This is a genomic window from Paraburkholderia azotifigens, from assembly GCF_007995085.1.
In the GTDB taxonomy this organism is placed as follows: Bacteria; Pseudomonadota; Gammaproteobacteria; order Burkholderiales; family Burkholderiaceae; genus Paraburkholderia; species Paraburkholderia azotifigens.
Map to the genome: position 1 here is coordinate 895,133 of NZ_VOQS01000003.1, position 16,638 is coordinate 911,770.

The window sequence follows — 16,638 nt, forward strand, 5'->3', positions numbered from 1 at the left end:
AACTGGATGGAAGACCTGGCGGCGGCGCGTCACGGCACACGATGGCCGAACGCGCCGCGCCGAAGCATCAGCCGATATTGAAGTCGATGCCCTGAGCAAGCGGCAGCGCCGACGAGTAGTTGACGGTGTTCGTCGCGCGGCGCATGTAGGCCTTCCACGCATCCGAACCCGACTCGCGGCCGCCGCCCGTTTCCTTCTCGCCACCGAACGCGCCGCCGATTTCCGCGCCGCTCGGTCCGATGTTCACGTTCGCGATGCCGCAGTCGCTGCCCGAGTCCGACAGGAAGCGCTCGGCTTCGCGCAGGTCGGTCGTGAACACGCACGACGACAGGCCGTGATGCGCGGCGTTGTTCATCGCGACAGCATCGTCGAAGTCCTTGTAGCGCAGCACGTAGAGGATCGGCGCGAACGTCTCCTTGAGCACCACGGCCGTTTGCGACGGCATTTCGACGAGCGCCGGGCGCACGTAATAGCCGTTCTCGTACCCCTTCACTTCGACGCGCTCGCCGCCCGTCACCTTGCCGCCTTCCGTTGCCGCCTGTTGCAGCGCTTCCTGCATGCGCGCGAATGACTGCTTGTCGATCAGCGGTCCCATCAGCGTGCCCTTTTCAAGCGGGTTGCCGATCGGCACCTTCGCGTACAGCTGCTTCAGGCGCTCGACGGTTTGCTCATACACGCTCTCGTGCACGAACAGACGCCGCAGCGACGTGCAGCGCTGGCCCGCCGTACCCACCGCCGAAAACAGAATGCCGCGCAGCGCGAGTTCCCGGTCGGCCGTCTGCGTGACGATCCCCGCATTGTTGCCGCCGAGTTCGAGCAGCGAGCGGCCAAAGCGCTTCGCCACTTCGACGCCGACCGTGCGGCCCATTTCCGTGCTGCCCGTCGCGCTGACGATCGACGCACGCGGGTCCGCCACCAGCTTCGCACCGACGTCGCGCCCGCCGTTGACGACGGCCGTCAGGCCCGCGGGCGCATCGCCGAATTCCTTCAATGCTTCGTTGAGAATCTGGTTGACGGCGAGCGCCGTGAGCGGCGTTTTCTCCGATGGCTTCCACACGACGGCATTGCCGCACACGAGCGCAAGCGCCGCGTTCCACGACCACACAGCCGCCGGGAAATTGAACGCCGAGATCACGACACACGTGCCCATCGGATGCCACGATTCGGCCATCCGGTGGCCGGGACGCTCGGAGGCAATCGTCAGGCCGTACAGCTGGCGCGACAGGCCGACGGCGAAATCGCAGATATCGATCATTTCCTGCACTTCGCCCAAGCCTTCCTGCAGGATCTTGCCCGTTTCCAGCGTGATGATGCTGCCGAGCGCCTGCTTCTTCTCGCGCAGACGCTGGCCGAGCAGGCGCACGAGTTCGCCGCGGCGCGGCGCGGGCACATTGCGCCATTGTTCGAAGGCCTGCTTCGCGCTGGCCAGCACGGCGTCGACGTCCGCAGACGTCTGGGCGGCCACGCGGCCGATGAGTTCGCCTGTGATGGGCGAGTGGACAGCGATATCGCCTGCTTGCGCGACGTCTGCAATGCCGAGATCGGCAAGGATGCTCGATGCGTTCATCTTGATTCCCTTATTTCCGATACGAAACAAAAGTAAGTGCGGAAACTATACACGCCGTGATTTATGGCGACAAGGGCGCCGCGACATGAATTTGCGCTATCCGACAACGGCTTAAAAATCCAAAAAACCGGGGGTTTTCCCGGATTTTCGCGTGCACGGCTTCACGGCGTAATGCGGCATTGCGCATACGCTTCGAGTACGTTTCAGATCGGAAATAAGCTGGCATGGATGGGGCCCGCCGCAGGCGTAGCGGTCGCTCTCGATAAGCCGGATGTTATGATCGGAAACATCACTCTCGAGGCTTTGCCCGGCCTTACGCCGTACCGTCATTGAAGCTCATGGATACCTCGCTCACCAAGTCGCCCGAATCCTCGACGTCCGACCTCGGCCGGCGCGTGCGCGCCGCGCGGCTCGCCCACGATCTGACGCTCGAAACCGCGAGCCGTTTGTGCGGCGTATCGCGCTCCACGCTATCGAAGGTTGAAAACGGCCTGATGTCGCCGACCTTCGACGTGCTGCAAAAGATCGTCGTGGGACTGAAGATCGATCTGGGCGAACTGTTCGGCTCGACGCCGAAGCTCAACGCAAGCGGCCGGCGCGCGCTCACGCGCAAGGACGCAGGCCAGCGTCACGCGTATCGCGGCTATCAGATGGAACTGCTGGCCACGGACCTCGCGCACAAGGCGATGCTGCCGTTCCGCATCCGCATCACGGCGCACACGCTCGACGCGTTCGACGACTGGGGCCGCCACGAAGGCGAAGAGTTTCTGTACGTGATCAGCGGCAGCGTGTGCCTGTATTCGGAGCTGTACGCGCCGACGCATCTGAATGCGGGTGACAGCCTCTACTTCGACAGCCGCACGGGCCATGCAGCCGTCTCGACGAGCGAAGAAGACGCGGAAGTGCTGTGGATGGCGACGAATGCCGATCTTCCGCATGCGGGCGGCGGCAATACGTCGAAGAAATAAGGCCTGAAATCAGGCCCTGTCTGTCACGTGGTTATATGGCCGAGCGCGCCTGCGCAAGCGCGCCGAGATTGCCCTCGCCGAAACCGTGGTGGCCTTTGCGCTGCACGATCTCGAAGAAGATTTCCCCTTCACGCCGCCGCACGAACGTCTGGAAGAACAGCAGCGGCACACCGTCCGCGCCGATTTCGCCGTCGACGAGAATCCGCCCACGCTTTAGCCGCTCGATATCGAGCCCATGTCCCGGCAAGCGCACATCGATCTGCTCGTAGTACGCGGGCGGCGGCTCGACCAGTTCGATGCCGTTGGCCAGCAGCTGATCGACGCACGCGAAGATGTCGTCGGTGGCGAGCGCGATATGCTGCACGCCCTCGCCCGGATGATCAGGCAGATACTCATGCATCAGGCTCGTGCGGCGCGTACCTTCCTCGTAAAGCGGAATGCGGATTGCGCCGCACGGGGACACCATCACGCGCGATTCCGCCGACACATGCCAGTTCGCGTGCAGTTCGTGAATCTCGCGGAAATTGAGCAACTCGCGATAAAAGTCGATCCATTCCTGCATGCGTCCCGCGCCGACCGTTTGCGTCAGATGATCGACAGCCACGAGACCCGTGCCCGCGTGACTCAGGTCGGCTTGCGCGGTGCTGACTTCGATCGGACGAAAGTCGATGTCGAAGATCGAGATATCGCCGAGGCCGCCCTGCTGGCCGCCGCGCCCGCGCCAGCGGTCGATGAAATAGATGTGCGAATCGCCGATACCCTGAATGGCGGGAATCATGAGCTCGCCCTTGCCGATGCGCTCGCCTTCGAACGACCACGCGCCGAGTTCGGTTGCGCGGTCGTAAGCGCGCTGTGCATCGGCGACGCGAATGCCGATCGCGCAGATGCCGACGCCATATTCTTCTGCATAACGCTCGGCGAACGAGTCCGGCTCGGCATTCAGCAGGAAATTCATGTCGGCCTGGCGGAACAGCGTCACGTCCTTGCTGATGTGACGCGCGATCGGCTTGAAGCCGAGCTTCACGAACGTGTCGGCAAGCGCTTGCGGGTTGCGCGCCGCGAATTCGACGAACTCGATGCCGGCTGTGCCGAGCGGATTGTGCTCCGGGTCCGCGACGGCCTTGAGCGCGTCGGTAGGGGTCGGCAGGTCGCTGGGCATGTGCATCTCCATGATCGTGCTATTTCAACTCGGCAGACAAACAGGTCGGGGCGCCGCGCATCGTGTTTTACACCGCACGGCGGCACTCGTGCAACCCTCAATTTTGTACTATTCGGTTCAAAGATGCACCTTCCGTCGCGACGGCGCTGCGCCGGACGACGGCTTCGCGAGAGCGTCGCCCGCTTTGCGTGGCGTGTCCTTGCCGGGGCTACGCTTTGCGCGGCCCTTCGCCGTCTTCGCTTGCGGCCGCTGTCCTTCTTCGCCGCGGGCCTGCACGTTGCGCGCGAGCCGTTCACGTGCGACCTTGCGCACGGCTTCGATCAGCGCGCGGCCGACGGGCGTCGGCTGCGTATCCGACCGCAGGATCAGACCGACGGGCTCCTCGGTGCCCGCAACGGGCAATGGCAACGGCGTTAGCAAGCCATGCGCCAGTTCGTATTCGATCGCGCTGCGCGGCACGAACCACACTGCATCGTTTTCGAGCGCGAGAGACCGGCCGACCGACACCGACAGCACCTCGACGAACGACGATAGCGGCGGCACCGCCCACGCACGCAGCAGGCTTTCCGCCGATTGCCGGATCAGCGTGCCATACGGCGGCACGACGACGGAGAACTCGAGCAGCCGCGCCGCCGGCGAGGCCGCGCTCGACGCCAGTGGATGCCCGGCACGCACGACGGCGATCAGCGGTTCGGCATACAGCTGTTCGAACGTGAGGCCGACCATTCGCTCGGGATCGGCCAGTCTGCCGACGGCGAACTCGATCGCGCCCGCTTTCAGGCGCTCCAGCAGCTCGGTATTCGACCCCGTGTTGAGCCGCACGATCGCGTTGGGCCACTGCTCGCCGAAAAGCCGCATCACGGGCGGCACGAGCGAAGTGGCGACGGTCGGCAGCACGCCGATATCGAGCGTCGCCGCCGTTTCGCCCTCCACCCGCGCGAGCAGATCGACGCCCTGGCGCAGCGCGCTCACGCAGGCGCTCGCGTGCGGCATGAAGAGCTGCCCTTCGCGCGTCGGCACCGCGCCATGCCGGCCGCGCTCGAACAGACGCACGCCCAATATCTCTTCCAGTTCGGCGACCGTCTTCGAGACGGCAGGCTGCGTGATCGACAGGCTCTCCGCCGCCTTCTGCACGCCGCCGAACTGCGCGACGGCCAGAAAGCACTGCAGGTGCCGGAATTTGACGCGGCTGTCCGCGAGGCTGCGTTGCATAACAGATCGTTATACGAGATACGAAAAAACGTCATTTTGCATAACTTCTTCGCTTCTATAAAGTCACGTCATCCACTACCCATAAACGAATCCCCAAGGAGACATCTGATGGACGATTCCATTCTGAGTCCGCGCGACTTCCCTTCCCATCCCGCCTATGTCCATGCGCCGTATGGATCGTCCGTCAAGCGCGGCCCGACGCGTCCGCTGATTCCGCTGAAAGAGCGCCTGCGCGACCAGCGCGTGCCCGTCTACGGCGCGGAAGATCTCGGTCCGCTCGATCACGACCTGACGCGCAATGCCGCGAAGAACGGCGAGCCGCTCGGCGAACGCATCATCGTCACGGGCCGCGTGCTCGACGAAGGCGGCCGTCCCGTGCGCAACACGCTCGTCGAAGTGTGGCAGGCGAACGCCGCGGGCCGCTATGTGCACAAGAACGACCAGCACGACGCGCCGCTCGATCCGAACTTCCTCGGCGCGGGCCGCTGCCTGACCGACAACGAAGGCCGCTACCGCTTCATGACGATCAAGCCGGGTGCGTATCCGTGGGGCAATCACCCGAACGCATGGCGTCCGAATCACATCCACTTCTCGCTGTTCGGCGACTATTTCGGCTCGCGACTCGTCACGCAGATGTACTTCCCCGGCGATCCGCTGCTCCAGTACGACCCGATCTTCCAGGGCACGCCCGAACAGGCCCGTGACCGTCTGATTTCGCGCTTCACGCTCGACGTGACGGAAGAGAACTACGCGCTCGGCTACGAATTCGACATCGTGCTGCGCGGTCCGAACGAAACCCCGATGGAGCGCTAATCATGACGACGCTTAAGCAAACCCCTTCGCAAACCGTCGGGCCGTATTTCGCCTATGGCCTGTGTCCTCAGCAATACAACTTCGATATGAAGAGCCTGTTTTCGGGCGTTCTGGCGGATCGCGAGGCAGCGGGCGAACACATCACCGTGGTCGGCCAGGTGTTCGACGGCGACGGCGCCATCATCGGCGACGCGATGATCGAAGTGCAGCAGGTGGACAGCGAAGGACGCTACCCGCAATCGCGCGAAGAAGTGGCGAAGACGGGCTTTCACGGCTTTGCACGCTTCGGCACGGGCACGGATCCGCACAAGCGCTTCATCATCGAAACGGTGAAGCCGGGCCGTGCATCGCCCGACGAAGCACCGCATCTGAACGTGATCGTGACGATGCGCGGCATGCTGCTGCATACGTTCACGCGCGTCTATTTCGACGACGAAGCCGCCGCGAACGACAAGGACCCCGTGTTCGCGAGCGTGCCCGCCGAACGCCGCGCGACACTCGTCGCCAAACGCGAAACGAACGCCGGCAATGCCGTCTATCGCTTCGACATCCACATGCAAGGCCCGAACGAAACGGTGTTCTTCGACCTGTGATGCGATGCACGGCGCGTGAACCTCGCGAGCATTCCATGCAAGGTTCATCGCCAGTTCACAAATGAACGTTAGGATGCGTTGCGCGAGTCAAATCGCGCAATGAAACTCCGAGCAGTATTTGGATGCCCGCTTCGACGCGGGCTTTTTTTCGTCTCTTGCGTCTCTTTCGTCCCGGCTCCGGGCTTTAGCGCGCGACGTTCGACATTCAGCTGCGGTAATCGGAAACGGAGCTGTCGATCAGACGCAAGGCCGCTTCCCATGCGAGTTCCGCAATGCCTTCCTCGTCGTCGCGTGCGAACTGGCTCGCGGTGAGCTTGCGCACGTGCTCGGGCGGCAGCGTCAACTCCGCGTTGCCCGCAAGCGCGTCGATCTGGATCTGGCACGCGCGTTCGAGAAAGTAGATTTCCTGAAACGCCGTCGCCGCCGACTTGCCGCCCGCCAGCAGCCCGTGATTGCGCAGGATCATCGCGTTGCACGTGCCCAGATCGGCAACGAGCCGTTCACGCTCGCCGAGATCGAGCGCAATGCCTTCGTAGTCGTGATACGCGAGCACGCCGTAGAACTTCAGCGCGTGCTGGCTGATGGGCAGCAAGCCCTGCTTTTGCGCCGATACGGCCGAACCCGCCGACGTATGCGTGTGAATCACGAAGCGCATGTCGGGGCGCGCCATGTGCACCGCCGAATGAATCGTGAAGCCGGCTGCATTCACGCGATAGCGCTTCGGATCGGCGGCCACTTTATCCGCCGCTTCGACGACGCGTCCGTCGCGATCGATCTTCACGAGATCCGACGCGCGCATCTCGTGAAAGAGCACGCCATAGCGGTTGATCAGAAAGTGATGCTCGGGACCGGCCACGCGTGCTGTGATGTGCGTGTCGATCAGATCCGTCATGCGGAAATGCGCGACGAGCCGATATAGCGCGGCAAGTTCGCACCGCGTCGTCCATTCTTCGCTGCTATATGCGCTCTGCTGCATGGTCGTGGCGGACATGACGGCGTCTCCGTAAAAGAGTCGTGCGGCGTCTGAACGAAAAGCGGAAAAGGAAAAAATGCTGGCACCCGCAAACGCGGTGCTCAGACGCGGAAGTGCTCGATATCCTGACCGGCGTTGATGGCGCGTGTAAGCCAGTCGGGGCGGTCGCCCGTGCCGTCCCATTCGTGGCCGAATGCGTCGCGGTATCTAGGCACGGCGGCGTCGGCAATAAGCGCTGCTTCGAGCGCTTCAGGCGTAATACCGAATTCCTCCATACGGCGACGGATCCATAAGATCAGCCGCTCGCGCGCTTGACCGTCGAGGTCGAGCGTCCGATGTTCCTCTCGCTCTTTCATAACGTGCCGATAACGTTTCGAATGACGCTGCCCAATAAGCACGCGTTAAATAGATTAAAGGCTTCGCACTGGCAGCGAAGCCTAAATACGCATCCATCCATTTCAGCCGGCAGAAGATGCCGGTGCTATTCGACGGATTGAATGGCGGCGAAAACCCGCATGGTGCGTACCTGAATTTCGCCATCGACCTTGAGAACCAAGATCGTTTCCCTGAACTACTTTGATTCTAGCATCCCTTTGCGCGATCGCGTGCCGAAGCCCTGCTTCGATATGTGCGGAAAGCGGCATGGGCTCTACGTTTGCGACAATCGCGCAGCAGCGCTGCATCATAAGCATGCTACGTTTTTCCCGGCTCCTGATCGATTGCGCTCGACGACTTCACGCGCGCACGCAATTCGAATTTCTGGATCTTGCCCGTCGACGTTTTCGGTAATTCGCCGAAGAATACCGCTTTAGGCAATTTGAATCCGGCGAGCAATTGGCGACAATGCGAGATGATTTCCTCGGCGCTGGCCTCCATGCCCTCTTTCAGTTCGACGAATGCGCATGGCACTTCGCCCCACTTCGTGTCCGGCATCGCGACAACGGCTACCACCGACACAGCCGGGTGCCGGTACAACGCATCCTCGATTTCGATACTCGAAATGTTCTCGCCGCCGGAAATGATGATGTCCTTGCTGCGGTCCTTGATACGCACATAGCCGTCTTCGGTGATCACGCCGAGATCGCCCGTATGGAACCAGCCGCCGCGAAATGCGGCCTCTGTTGCGTGCTCGTTCTTCAGATAGCCCTTCATACAGATATTGCCGCGGAACATCAGTTCGCCGATCGTCTCGCCATCGCGCGGCACGGGTTCGAGCGAATCGGGATCGCGCACGTCGACGGCTGCCTGCAGGTGATAACGCACGCCTTGACGCGCATTGAGGCGCGCACGCTCGTCGTCGTCGAGCGCGTCCCATGCGTCCTGCTTCGCGCATACGGACGCGGGCCCATACACTTCCGTGAGGCCATACACGTGCGTCAGATCGAAGCCGATCGCCTTCATGCGGGCGATCACGGCGGGCGAAGGCGCCGCGCCCGCGACCATCGTCGACACGCGATGCCCGATGCCTTCGCGCCATTCAGCAGGCGCATTCGCGAGCGCGCTCTGTACGATGGGCGCGCCGCAATAGTGCGTAATGCGCTCGCGCCGGATCAGCTCGAACACGAGCTTCGGATCGAACTTGCGCAGACATACGTTGACGCCCGCGCGTGCCGCGACGGTCCACGGAAAACACCAGCCGTTGCAGTGAAAAAGCGGCAGCGTCCACAGATACACGGCATGTTTGGGCATATCCCATTCGAGGATATTGCTGAGCGCATTCAGATACGCGCCGCGATGATGATAGACGACGCCCTTCGGCTCGCCCGTCGTGCCCGACGTGTAGTTGAGCGCAATGGCGTCCCATTCGTCGGCGGGCGGCGTCCATGCGAATTGCGGATCGCCTGCTTGCAGGAATGCTTCGTAGTCGACGGCGGCCGGAAAATGATGCGCGTCGGCGGGCAAGGCGTCGCTGACGCTGATAATGCGCAATTGCGGACACTCGCGTGCGGCGCGCAGCGCGAGTTCTCCGTATTCGGTATCTACAATCAGCGCCTTCGCCTCGCCATGACGCAGCATGTAGAGGATCGATGCGATATCGAGCCGCGTGTTCAGCGTATTGAGCACGGCGCCCGCCATCGGCACGCCGAAATGCGCTTCGATCATCGGCGGAATGTTGGGCAGCAGCGCCGCGACGGTATCGCCACGCCCGATGCCTGCTCGCTGCAGCGCGCTCGCCAGACACCGCGCGCGCTCATACGTTTGGCGCCACGTGCGGCGGATCTCGCCGTGCACGACGGCGAGACGGTCGCCATAGACTTCGGCGGCGCGCGCGATGAAATCGATCGGCGTCAGCGCAACATGATTGGCCTCGCAGCGGGCGAGTCCCGCATCGTACATATGCGTCATGGCAGTGTCTCCCGTCTCATGCGCGTTGGTCTGGCGGAGTACTTTTCTTTAATGAATCGCTTCGCCGCTATTCCTGAGCGAAGCGCGCATTGCGTCGCGCGCAACAGCAGACGCTATTATCGACTGTTGCAAAAGAATGCCGCGCCTTAAGAAGAGCCGGCGCTAAAATTACGCGTGAATCCGCGCAGGAATTTTGTGCAAAGCCGCAACGCACGATGCCGACCGCGCAGCGCCCGCGTGCAGGCCGGCCGCGCGCTAACCGGGAATTGGGCCAAGGCCCTCAGAACATCGCGCGCCTGAAGCAGTCAGACGCGCGGCAGATCGTCGATGAATTTCTCGACGTGGCCATCGGGTATGTCGGTATCGATTCCGTCGTTACCGTCGGCGTGCGAAACCGTTTTGATCTTCGGCCCCAGCAGATTCATGCCGCCCAGCGTGAAGAGCGACCACACGGCATTGCCCGCATGAATTGCCGTCACGACGTCGGCGACTTCGACGATCTCGTGCGGCGAAAGCCATTCATTCGTTTTTGGATTGACGAGAGCCCAACGGACGTGGGTGACGCGGTCTGTCATAGGGTTAATGCGTACGGCATCGATAGCATAGGTTGCCATTTCCACCTCCATCGTCGTCACCCAGGCATCGTAGCACTTTAAATCTGGTTAGACGAAGCGGACGCAATTTGCGGACACGCGTAGCAGACGCGCGTAGCAGACACGCGTGCTCAATACGCACGGAACGCGGCCCGCAGGCCGCACACCGATGGACCCATTCGAAAATCAGTGCTCCGCTGCACGGCGATTGCCCGGATGTACTCTGCGTCGCCGACCGCCGCGTGACAACCCGCGTGCATGGAATGACTGCTTTTCGAATGGCTTCCACTTTCTATAACGGTCGTGCGCAAATTTTCCTTACCCGGGTTTGCACCAATGCGTCGCGCGGCCGCCTGCCGATGCAGGCACCGCACATGCAGTACGATGGCCGCACTGACTCGCACGGGAAAGACATCATGTCGATCGAAGTCGGGACTGCGTCGTGGACGGACGCGACGCTCATCAAGTCCGGCCGTTTTTACCCGAAGGGCTGCACGAGTGCGGAAGCACGCCTGCGCTTCTATGCAAGCCAGTTTCCGATGGTCGAGGTCGACGCGTCGTACTACGCGATGCCGACGGCCGCCACCAGCGCGTTATGGGCCGAGCGCACGCCCGGACACTTTACGTTCAACGTGAAGGCATTCCGGCTTTTCACCGGCCATCAGACCGAACGCAAGTTCTTTCCGCCCGATATCCAGCCGTTGCTTCCGCAGAACGACAAAAAGAATCTCTATTACCGCGACGTGCCGCCCGATCTCGTCGACGAGATGTGGCGGCGCTTCTTCGAAGCGCTCGAGCCGCTGCGCGTAACGGGCAAGCTCGGCGCCGTACTGTTCCAGTTTGCGCCGTGGATCTCCACCGCGCCGCGCGACAAGGCGCACGTGCTGCACTGCGCCGACCGCATGGCGCCGTACCTGACGGCATTCGAATTCCGCAACGCCAGCTGGCTCGACGACAGGCATCGCGACTCGACGCTCGCGTTCGAACGCGAGCACGGCCTCGTGCATGTCGTGATGGACGCGCCCGACGTAACGAACCGCGCGCATACCGTGTGGGAAGCGACGTCGCCGGAGCTGGTGATCGTGCGTATGCATGGCCGCAACGCGGAGACGTGGAGCGGCAGCACGACGGCAGCGGGCCGCTTCAACTACGACTATACGGACCGCGAACTGGAGGAGATTGCGGTGCCCGTGCGCGAGATCGCGAAACGCGCAGGCCGCACACATGTTGTCTTCAACAACTGCTTTGAAGACGCGGCGCAACGCAATGCCCATTCGATGATCCGCATTCTTCAGCAAGAGCGTTTTGCATAAGCGCGTTCACGAGCGCTGCACCGCCCCGGCGTTTTCCGGTTGCAATTCAGTTTGTATCGACTAGCCTCGTCTTATTCGAATCATACAAACGGCTTTCATAAGACGATAAAGACGATGACGCTCACAAACGATCACGCCCGGGTGCGCCGATGCTGCTGACGGCTTATGTGCAAGCCAGCGGGCCCGGTTTGCTGCAGCTATGGGTCGGCATGTTCGGCATAGCGGTGCCGCCCGCGCCGCAGGTTTCGATCGACCGGCAAGTGCTTGCTCCACTCGACCCGCCGCAGTTCTCTCCCGTCCGCGATTTCAGCGTCGACGACGCGGGCCAGCCCTTCAATCATCAGTGCGTGCTGCGTTTCAAGCTGCCTGACGAATCGCGGCCTCGTCAAATCCGTATCGATGCAGGCGGCGAGCAGTTCGAATTCGCAAGCACCTCCTTGCCGAAAGAAGTCCCCACGCTGATGGACGGGAGCTTCAATATCCTGCTGTCCTCATGTTATTCGCAACCGGAAGATATCGACGGGTTGCTCGGCACGATCGTCTCGCAGATCAAGGTGCAACCGCATTTGACCGTGCTCGCGGGCGACCAGGTGTATCTCGACCTTCCCCTCTCGCAGCGTGTGCCCGATCAGAACCCGGACCGCGCACGGCTGCTCGCGAACAAGTACTACCTGAACTGGCTCTCCGGCGCATTGCGTGTGCCGGGGTTGCAATCGGTGCTGGAGCGCGCACCCGTGGTGTGCATTCCCGACGATCACGAGTTCTGGAACAACTACCCGTTTGCACAGAAGCAGTTGCCCGATACCTGGACGGACGCGTCGCGCCAGCTGCTCGGCGACACGGCGCGCGCGCTTTACGAGGACTATCAGATCGGCGGTGCGCCGGGCGGCGCGGGCGGCGCGATCCGCCTCGACGTCGAGCCGTTGAAGATGCTCTTCGTCGATATGCGATGCGATCGCGACAGCACGTTCGAATCGTTGATGGGCCCCAAAGCCGTCGCTGCCATGCAGGCGTGGGAAAAAGATCTCGTCGACGCGCACGCGGCAGGGCGGCCCGCAGTCGGCCTGCTCGCCTCAGGACAAGCGCTCTTCATCGATCCGCCCGAAAGCAACTGGCGCAAGAAGACCTTCGATGCCGAAATGCCGAACTACGCTCAATTCGACGTGTTGCAAGCCACCATCGGCCGGCTTGCGGACAACGGCATCCCCGTCGTCTACATCACGGGCGATGTGCATTGGGGACGCGTCGCATCGGGTCGCGATCTGCAGACGGACACGGTGCTCTATGAAGTGATCGCGTCGCCGTCACGGCTGATACGCACGCCTTTTCTCGACACCGCGAAAGAAGCGGCCAATTCGGTCAAAGGCATTTTTGGCGGCGGCAGCGCATGGCCGCGTCATGCCGATCCCGAAGACGTGCCCGACCGCTTCGGCCCGAACCATCGCTTCACGCTGAAATCCGAATTCGGCCGGCGCGGCGATCAGGTCGCGATCCTGTCTTTCACGCGTGTCGGCAGTGGCGTCGACATGCAGGTCATGTACTACGGCATTTCCAGTGACAAGGCGCTTTCGCAATCGGTATCCACGACGCGCTTCGAACTGCGCGCACGCTAACGACAACGAGGCACGAGCATGCTGAAGATCGTTCGATCCACTACGACGCAATCGAATCCGCAGTTCACACATTTCGAGCGCACGGACGGCGAGAGCAATACCGCATGGGGCGAACGCGCGGTGCGCGACATGCAGGCGGGCGGACCCGATGAATGGACTTACGTCGTGCTGCTGGGCGGCAGCGATACGCTGGCGTTTCGCGTACGCATCGCGCAATCGCATCTGCGCCACGACATGCTGCCGTCGTTCTGGTCCGAATCGATTCTCGTGCGTCTCGGCGGCGCGACGCTCAAGAACGCCGAAGCGTTGCATGTACCGCTGCATCAGCCGGAAGGGCCCGCGTTCGCGGCACGCGTGAACGGCGTGGTCGCGCGGCCTTTGACGGACTTCGACGACACGGCGCGCTTTCCGAATATCGCCGTCATCGCGCTACCCGTTCCGCAAGCGAAGGTGATCGATAAAGTATCGAGCTTCGAGCAGTCGCGTGCCACGCTCGATGCGCTCGAACATGTGCTGCGCTGGCTCGCCTATGCGTGGGGCGCGGCACGCACGCCCAATCCGCTGCATGACAACTACGGCTTGCCGTCGACCTGCATGATCGAAACCGTCTGCGCCGCTGCGAATTTCGATCTGACGCCGGGGCTCGAGTCGCGCGCGTCATGCCCTGAAGCGATATGGGCCGCGGCCAACTATTGGCACGAGTACTTCGAGAAGTTCAATGGGCGCGAACCGATTGGACGCTATTACACGCCGCACACCTATCCGATCGTCGAGCCTTCCGCGCCGCCTGCGCCCGCTTCTTCGCCCGCTTCTTCGCCTAAACGCAAGGCGAAGAAATGAGCTTTGATTGCGGGCCTTGAATCAAGGCTGCGATGCAGGCGCACTCGCGGGATTTGCGGCAGGCGTCGACGCAAACGCGGGCGCCTGCGCTTCGCTGCTCGCAGCAACAGGCGCACTGGCGTCACCCGGCAACGGCAGGATCGGCGGCTGCGATGCGGCAGGCGAAATGATCTGCGGCGGCTCGATGTCGGTCGGCGCGGATGCTTCGGAGACGGGCGAAGCATTCTGCACAGCAGGTGCAGCCGGCGCGGGCGCAGGACGCGGCTTCGCGCGCGGTGCGGGCGCGGGCGTCTCGGTCTTGCCCGACGACGTGAACAGATACCCCATCCATGCGCGCAGCTTCGTGCGCAGCGTATCGAACATGCCGGGCGGCGGCTCTTCCGCGAACTTCACGCGCGGGTCGATCAAACGCGAGCGCAGCGAACGCTGGAAGAAATCGCCGACGATCGGCAGCGCACTATGCGCGCCCTGCCCCCAGTAGTCGCTGCGCAGCGTCACACGGCTGTCGTTGAAGCCGATCCACGCGCCCGCGACGAGCTGCGGATGCATCAGGATGAACCAGCCGTCCGCATTGTCCTGCGTGGTGCCCGTCTTGCCGGCGACGTCGGCGCGGATGCCGAAGCGCGTGCGAATGGCCGAGCCCGTGCCCTTGTTGACGACGGAGCGCATTGTGTCGAGCAAGGTCTGTGCGCTCGCAACGGGCATCACGCGATCGGCGTGAGCGGGCTGAAACTCGGCGAGCACTTCGCCCTTGCGGTCCTCGATCCGCGTGACGAGCATCGGCGCGATATACACGCCTTCGTTGGCGATCGTGCCGTACGACGACACCATCTCTTTCAGCGTCACGGGACTCGTACCGAGCGCGAGCGAAGGCACCGCGTCGAGCGGGCTTTCGCGCACGCCCATCGCGCGCGCGAGCCGCGCGACCTTCGCGGGCCCGACCGACTCCATCAGTTGCGCGGTGATCCGATTGCGCGAATACGCGAGGCCGTCGCGCAGCGTGATGGGACGGCCGCTCGGCGCGTCTTCGTCGCTGGGACGCCAGATCTCGCCGCCTGCCAGCGGAATTTCGACGGCCTGATCGGGAAACGTATCGTCGGGTTTTGCGCCTTGCTCGAAGGCCGCGCCATAGACGAACGGCTTGAACGTCGAGCCCGGCTGCCGGCGTGCCTGCGACACGTGATCGTATGGATCCTGCGTGAAATCGCGGCTGCCGACCCACGCCCTGATCTGTCCATTGCGCGGGTCCATCGCGACGAACGCGGCCTGCACGCGCGTCTTGCTCTCGCACAGCGTCTTCATGAACGCGCGATCGGCGGACAGATGCTTCAGCGCATCGGCGTCGCTCATGCCCGAGTCTTTCGCGCTATGGTATTCGGGCGTCTCGCGGATGAACGCGTTGAAGACGTCCTGATGGCCGGCACACGCGCTCCGCGCATTCCACGCCGCATTCGCAATCGACTGCAGCTGATTGCCCTGGAATGTGAGCGCCTGCGTCGCCATGGTTTGCAGACGCGCGTCGATCGTCGTGCGCACGACGAGTCCGTCGGAGTAGATGTTGTAGTCGTTCGCGTCGGCCCAGCTGATCAGCCATTTCTTCAATTGCTGGGCGAAATGCGGCGCGGGGCCGGGCGGCTCGGTCTGCCGCTCGAAATCGACGCGCAGCGGTTTCCCCTTTAGCGAATTGAATTGCGCCTGCGAAAGACGCTGGTATTTCACCATCTGGCCGAGCACGATATTGCGGCGATCCAGCGCGCGCTCGGGATTGATCACCGGGTTGTAGTAGCTGTTGCCCTTCAGCATGCCGATCAGCGTCGCACTTTCGAGCACGGTGAGATTGTCGGCGGACTTGTCGAAATAGGTGCGCGCGGCCATTTCAATGCCGTACGCGTTGTAGAGGAACGGCACCGTATTCAGATACGTTTCGAGAATCTCGCTTTTCGTATAGAGCGCTTCGATCTTGAACGCCGTGATCGCTTCCTTGATCTTGCGCGTGAGGGTCGGCGCGCGGCCGATGTCGTCAGGATAGAGATTGCGCGCGAGTTGCTGCGTGATCGTCGATCCGCCCTGACGGTCGCCCGAAAACGTGTGCAGCGCAGCGCCCGCGGTACGCCTGAAATCGATGCCGTGGTGCTCGTAGAAGCGGTGATCTTCGGTGGAGATCAGCGCATCGACGACGTGCGGCGAGATGTCGGAGAGCTTCATCCACACTCGGTTGGTCGGCTTGAACTCGGCAATCAGCTTGCCGTCCGCCGAATAGATCTGCGCGGGCTGCTCGATCTTCGCCTTGCGAATGTCCCCGATGCCAGGCGTGAACGGAATCAGGATCAGCACATAAAGAACAACAAGTGCGGGAATCGCGGCGACCGACAACCCGACGCCGCGCCACGTCGGATGGCGCAAACGTTGCAACGCGCTCATGACGAGCGGCTTCGCATGGGCCCACGCCCCGGCGGATACCTTCTGGAAAAAGGACAGTATCGACTGTCTCACGCTAACGCACCATCGGCAGAAAAGGCTGCATCCTACCAAAACAGCGTGGACGTACAGGCGTTTTGCAAGAATTGGGCACGCAAGGCGGCTTCAGAAAAGAATTCGGCCGAAGCCGCACCGCTTGCGCGGACGGTTTCGGCCGAACCGTAGAGCTA

14 protein-coding genes are annotated in these 16,638 nt (G+C 62.6%); 6 read left to right on the forward strand and 8 right to left on the reverse strand.

Annotated elements, in window-relative coordinates; all coding sequences use genetic code 11:
- Positions 1-67: 67 nt before the first annotated feature.
- Positions 68-1,567: an L-piperidine-6-carboxylate dehydrogenase gene (amaB, locus tag FRZ40_RS21240; RefSeq protein ID WP_147235484.1), complete on the reverse strand. Its 1,500-nt coding sequence runs from the start codon at positions 1,565-1,567 to the stop codon at positions 68-70.
- Positions 1,568-1,905: 338 nt separating this feature from the next.
- On the opposite strand from amaB, the gene FRZ40_RS21245 reads away from it, so the two are divergent.
- Positions 1,906-2,535, forward strand: coding sequence for a helix-turn-helix domain-containing protein (locus FRZ40_RS21245; protein WP_028368533.1), 630 nt, complete (start codon positions 1,906-1,908; stop codon positions 2,533-2,535).
- Positions 2,536-2,566: 31 nt separating this feature from the next.
- Here the strand turns inward: FRZ40_RS21245 and FRZ40_RS21250 are convergent, their stop codons facing one another.
- Together FRZ40_RS21250 and pcaQ are read right to left on the reverse strand one after the other, a co-directional pair.
- Entirely contained in the window at positions 2,567-3,694 is a 1,128-nt protein-coding gene (locus FRZ40_RS21250; RefSeq protein ID WP_147235485.1) for a 4-hydroxyphenylpyruvate dioxygenase family protein, read from the reverse strand.
- Between the two features lie 117 nt (positions 3,695-3,811).
- A complete protein-coding gene (pcaQ, locus tag FRZ40_RS21255; RefSeq protein ID WP_147235486.1) occupies positions 3,812-4,906 on the reverse strand; it encodes a pca operon transcription factor PcaQ in 1,095 nt (364 codons plus the stop codon).
- Between the two features lie 108 nt (positions 4,907-5,014).
- On the opposite strand from pcaQ, the gene pcaH reads away from it, so the two are divergent.
- Together pcaH and pcaG are read left to right on the forward strand one after the other, a co-directional pair.
- Positions 5,015-5,719 carry a protocatechuate 3,4-dioxygenase subunit beta gene (gene pcaH, locus FRZ40_RS21260; RefSeq protein ID WP_028368530.1) on the forward strand — a complete coding sequence of 235 codons (705 nt, stop codon included), beginning with the start codon at positions 5,015-5,017 and terminating at the stop codon, positions 5,717-5,719.
- 2 nt (positions 5,720-5,721) lie between these two features.
- Positions 5,722-6,312, forward strand: coding sequence for a protocatechuate 3,4-dioxygenase subunit alpha (pcaG, locus tag FRZ40_RS21265; protein WP_028368529.1), 591 nt, complete (start codon positions 5,722-5,724; stop codon positions 6,310-6,312).
- Between the two features lie 205 nt (positions 6,313-6,517).
- Here the strand turns inward: pcaG and FRZ40_RS21270 are convergent, their stop codons facing one another.
- The 4 genes from FRZ40_RS21270 to FRZ40_RS21285 all read right to left on the reverse strand — a co-directional run bounded on the left by FRZ40_RS21270 (position 6,518) and on the right by FRZ40_RS21285 (position 10,245).
- A complete protein-coding gene (locus tag FRZ40_RS21270) occupies positions 6,518-7,288 on the reverse strand; it encodes a class II aldolase/adducin family protein (protein WP_167528703.1) in 771 nt (256 codons plus the stop codon).
- A gap of 98 nt (positions 7,289-7,386) precedes the next feature.
- Positions 7,387-7,641 (reverse strand): H-NS family nucleoid-associated regulatory protein, encoded by a 255-nt coding sequence (locus FRZ40_RS21275; RefSeq protein WP_028368527.1) that lies wholly within the window; start codon positions 7,639-7,641, stop codon positions 7,387-7,389.
- A 337-nt stretch (positions 7,642-7,978) separates the two neighbouring features.
- The gene (locus FRZ40_RS21280) at positions 7,979-9,631 is read right to left on the reverse strand and encodes an acyl-CoA synthetase (RefSeq protein WP_147235488.1); all 1,653 of its coding nucleotides are present in this window, start codon (positions 9,629-9,631) and stop codon (positions 7,979-7,981) included.
- Positions 9,632-9,936: 305 nt separating this feature from the next.
- Positions 9,937-10,245, reverse strand: coding sequence for a hypothetical protein (locus tag FRZ40_RS21285; protein ID WP_028368525.1), 309 nt, complete (start codon positions 10,243-10,245; stop codon positions 9,937-9,939).
- Positions 10,246-10,640: 395 nt separating this feature from the next.
- Here FRZ40_RS21285 and FRZ40_RS21290 point away from each other — a divergent pair, with 395 nt between their 5' ends.
- The 3 genes from FRZ40_RS21290 (at position 10,641) to FRZ40_RS21300 (ending at position 13,990) form a co-directional block, all read left to right on the forward strand.
- Positions 10,641-11,537, forward strand: a complete 897-nt coding sequence (locus FRZ40_RS21290; protein WP_028368524.1) for a DUF72 domain-containing protein — start codon at positions 10,641-10,643, stop codon at positions 11,535-11,537.
- A 149-nt stretch (positions 11,538-11,686) separates the two neighbouring features.
- Positions 11,687-13,150, forward strand: coding sequence for a metallophosphoesterase family protein (locus FRZ40_RS21295; RefSeq protein ID WP_147235489.1), 1,464 nt, complete (start codon positions 11,687-11,689; stop codon positions 13,148-13,150).
- A gap of 18 nt (positions 13,151-13,168) precedes the next feature.
- The gene (locus FRZ40_RS21300) at positions 13,169-13,990 is read left to right on the forward strand and encodes a hypothetical protein (RefSeq protein ID WP_147235490.1); all 822 of its coding nucleotides are present in this window, start codon (positions 13,169-13,171) and stop codon (positions 13,988-13,990) included.
- A gap of 21 nt (positions 13,991-14,011) precedes the next feature.
- Here FRZ40_RS21300 and FRZ40_RS21305 read toward each other — a convergent pair whose 3' ends face one another.
- Complete coding sequence (locus tag FRZ40_RS21305; protein ID WP_147235491.1) at positions 14,012-16,483, reverse strand: penicillin-binding protein 1A; 2,472 nt, start codon at positions 16,481-16,483, stop codon at positions 14,012-14,014.
- Positions 16,484-16,638: the final 155 nt, after the last annotated feature.

What these genes read in the sequence shown, in the direction of transcription:
- FRZ40_RS21290 (WP_028368524.1), top strand. Translation starts at nt 10,641, where the DNA reads ATGTCGATCGAAGTCGGGACTGCGTCGTGGACGGACGCGACGCTCATC.
- FRZ40_RS21270 (WP_167528703.1), bottom strand. Translation starts at nt 7,288, where the DNA reads ATGCAGCAGAGCGCATATAGCAGCGAAGAATGGACGACGCGGTGCGAA.
- FRZ40_RS21250 (WP_147235485.1), bottom strand. Translation starts at nt 3,694, where the DNA reads ATGCCCAGCGACCTGCCGACCCCTACCGACGCGCTCAAGGCCGTCGCG.
- FRZ40_RS21245 (WP_028368533.1), top strand. Translation starts at nt 1,906, where the DNA reads ATGGATACCTCGCTCACCAAGTCGCCCGAATCCTCGACGTCCGACCTC.
- FRZ40_RS21300 (WP_147235490.1), top strand. Translation starts at nt 13,169, where the DNA reads ATGCTGAAGATCGTTCGATCCACTACGACGCAATCGAATCCGCAGTTC.
- FRZ40_RS21275 (WP_028368527.1), bottom strand. Translation starts at nt 7,641, where the DNA reads ATGAAAGAGCGAGAGGAACATCGGACGCTCGACCTCGACGGTCAAGCG.
- FRZ40_RS21285 (WP_028368525.1), bottom strand. Translation starts at nt 10,245, where the DNA reads ATGGCAACCTATGCTATCGATGCCGTACGCATTAACCCTATGACAGAC.
- pcaG (WP_028368529.1), top strand. Translation starts at nt 5,722, where the DNA reads ATGACGACGCTTAAGCAAACCCCTTCGCAAACCGTCGGGCCGTATTTC.
- amaB (WP_147235484.1), bottom strand. Translation starts at nt 1,567, where the DNA reads ATGAACGCATCGAGCATCCTTGCCGATCTCGGCATTGCAGACGTCGCG.
- FRZ40_RS21280 (WP_147235488.1), bottom strand. Translation starts at nt 9,631, where the DNA reads ATGACGCATATGTACGATGCGGGACTCGCCCGCTGCGAGGCCAATCAT.
- FRZ40_RS21295 (WP_147235489.1), top strand. Translation starts at nt 11,687, where the DNA reads ATGCTGCTGACGGCTTATGTGCAAGCCAGCGGGCCCGGTTTGCTGCAG.
- pcaH (WP_028368530.1), top strand. Translation starts at nt 5,015, where the DNA reads ATGGACGATTCCATTCTGAGTCCGCGCGACTTCCCTTCCCATCCCGCC.
- pcaQ (WP_147235486.1), bottom strand. Translation starts at nt 4,906, where the DNA reads ATGCAACGCAGCCTCGCGGACAGCCGCGTCAAATTCCGGCACCTGCAG.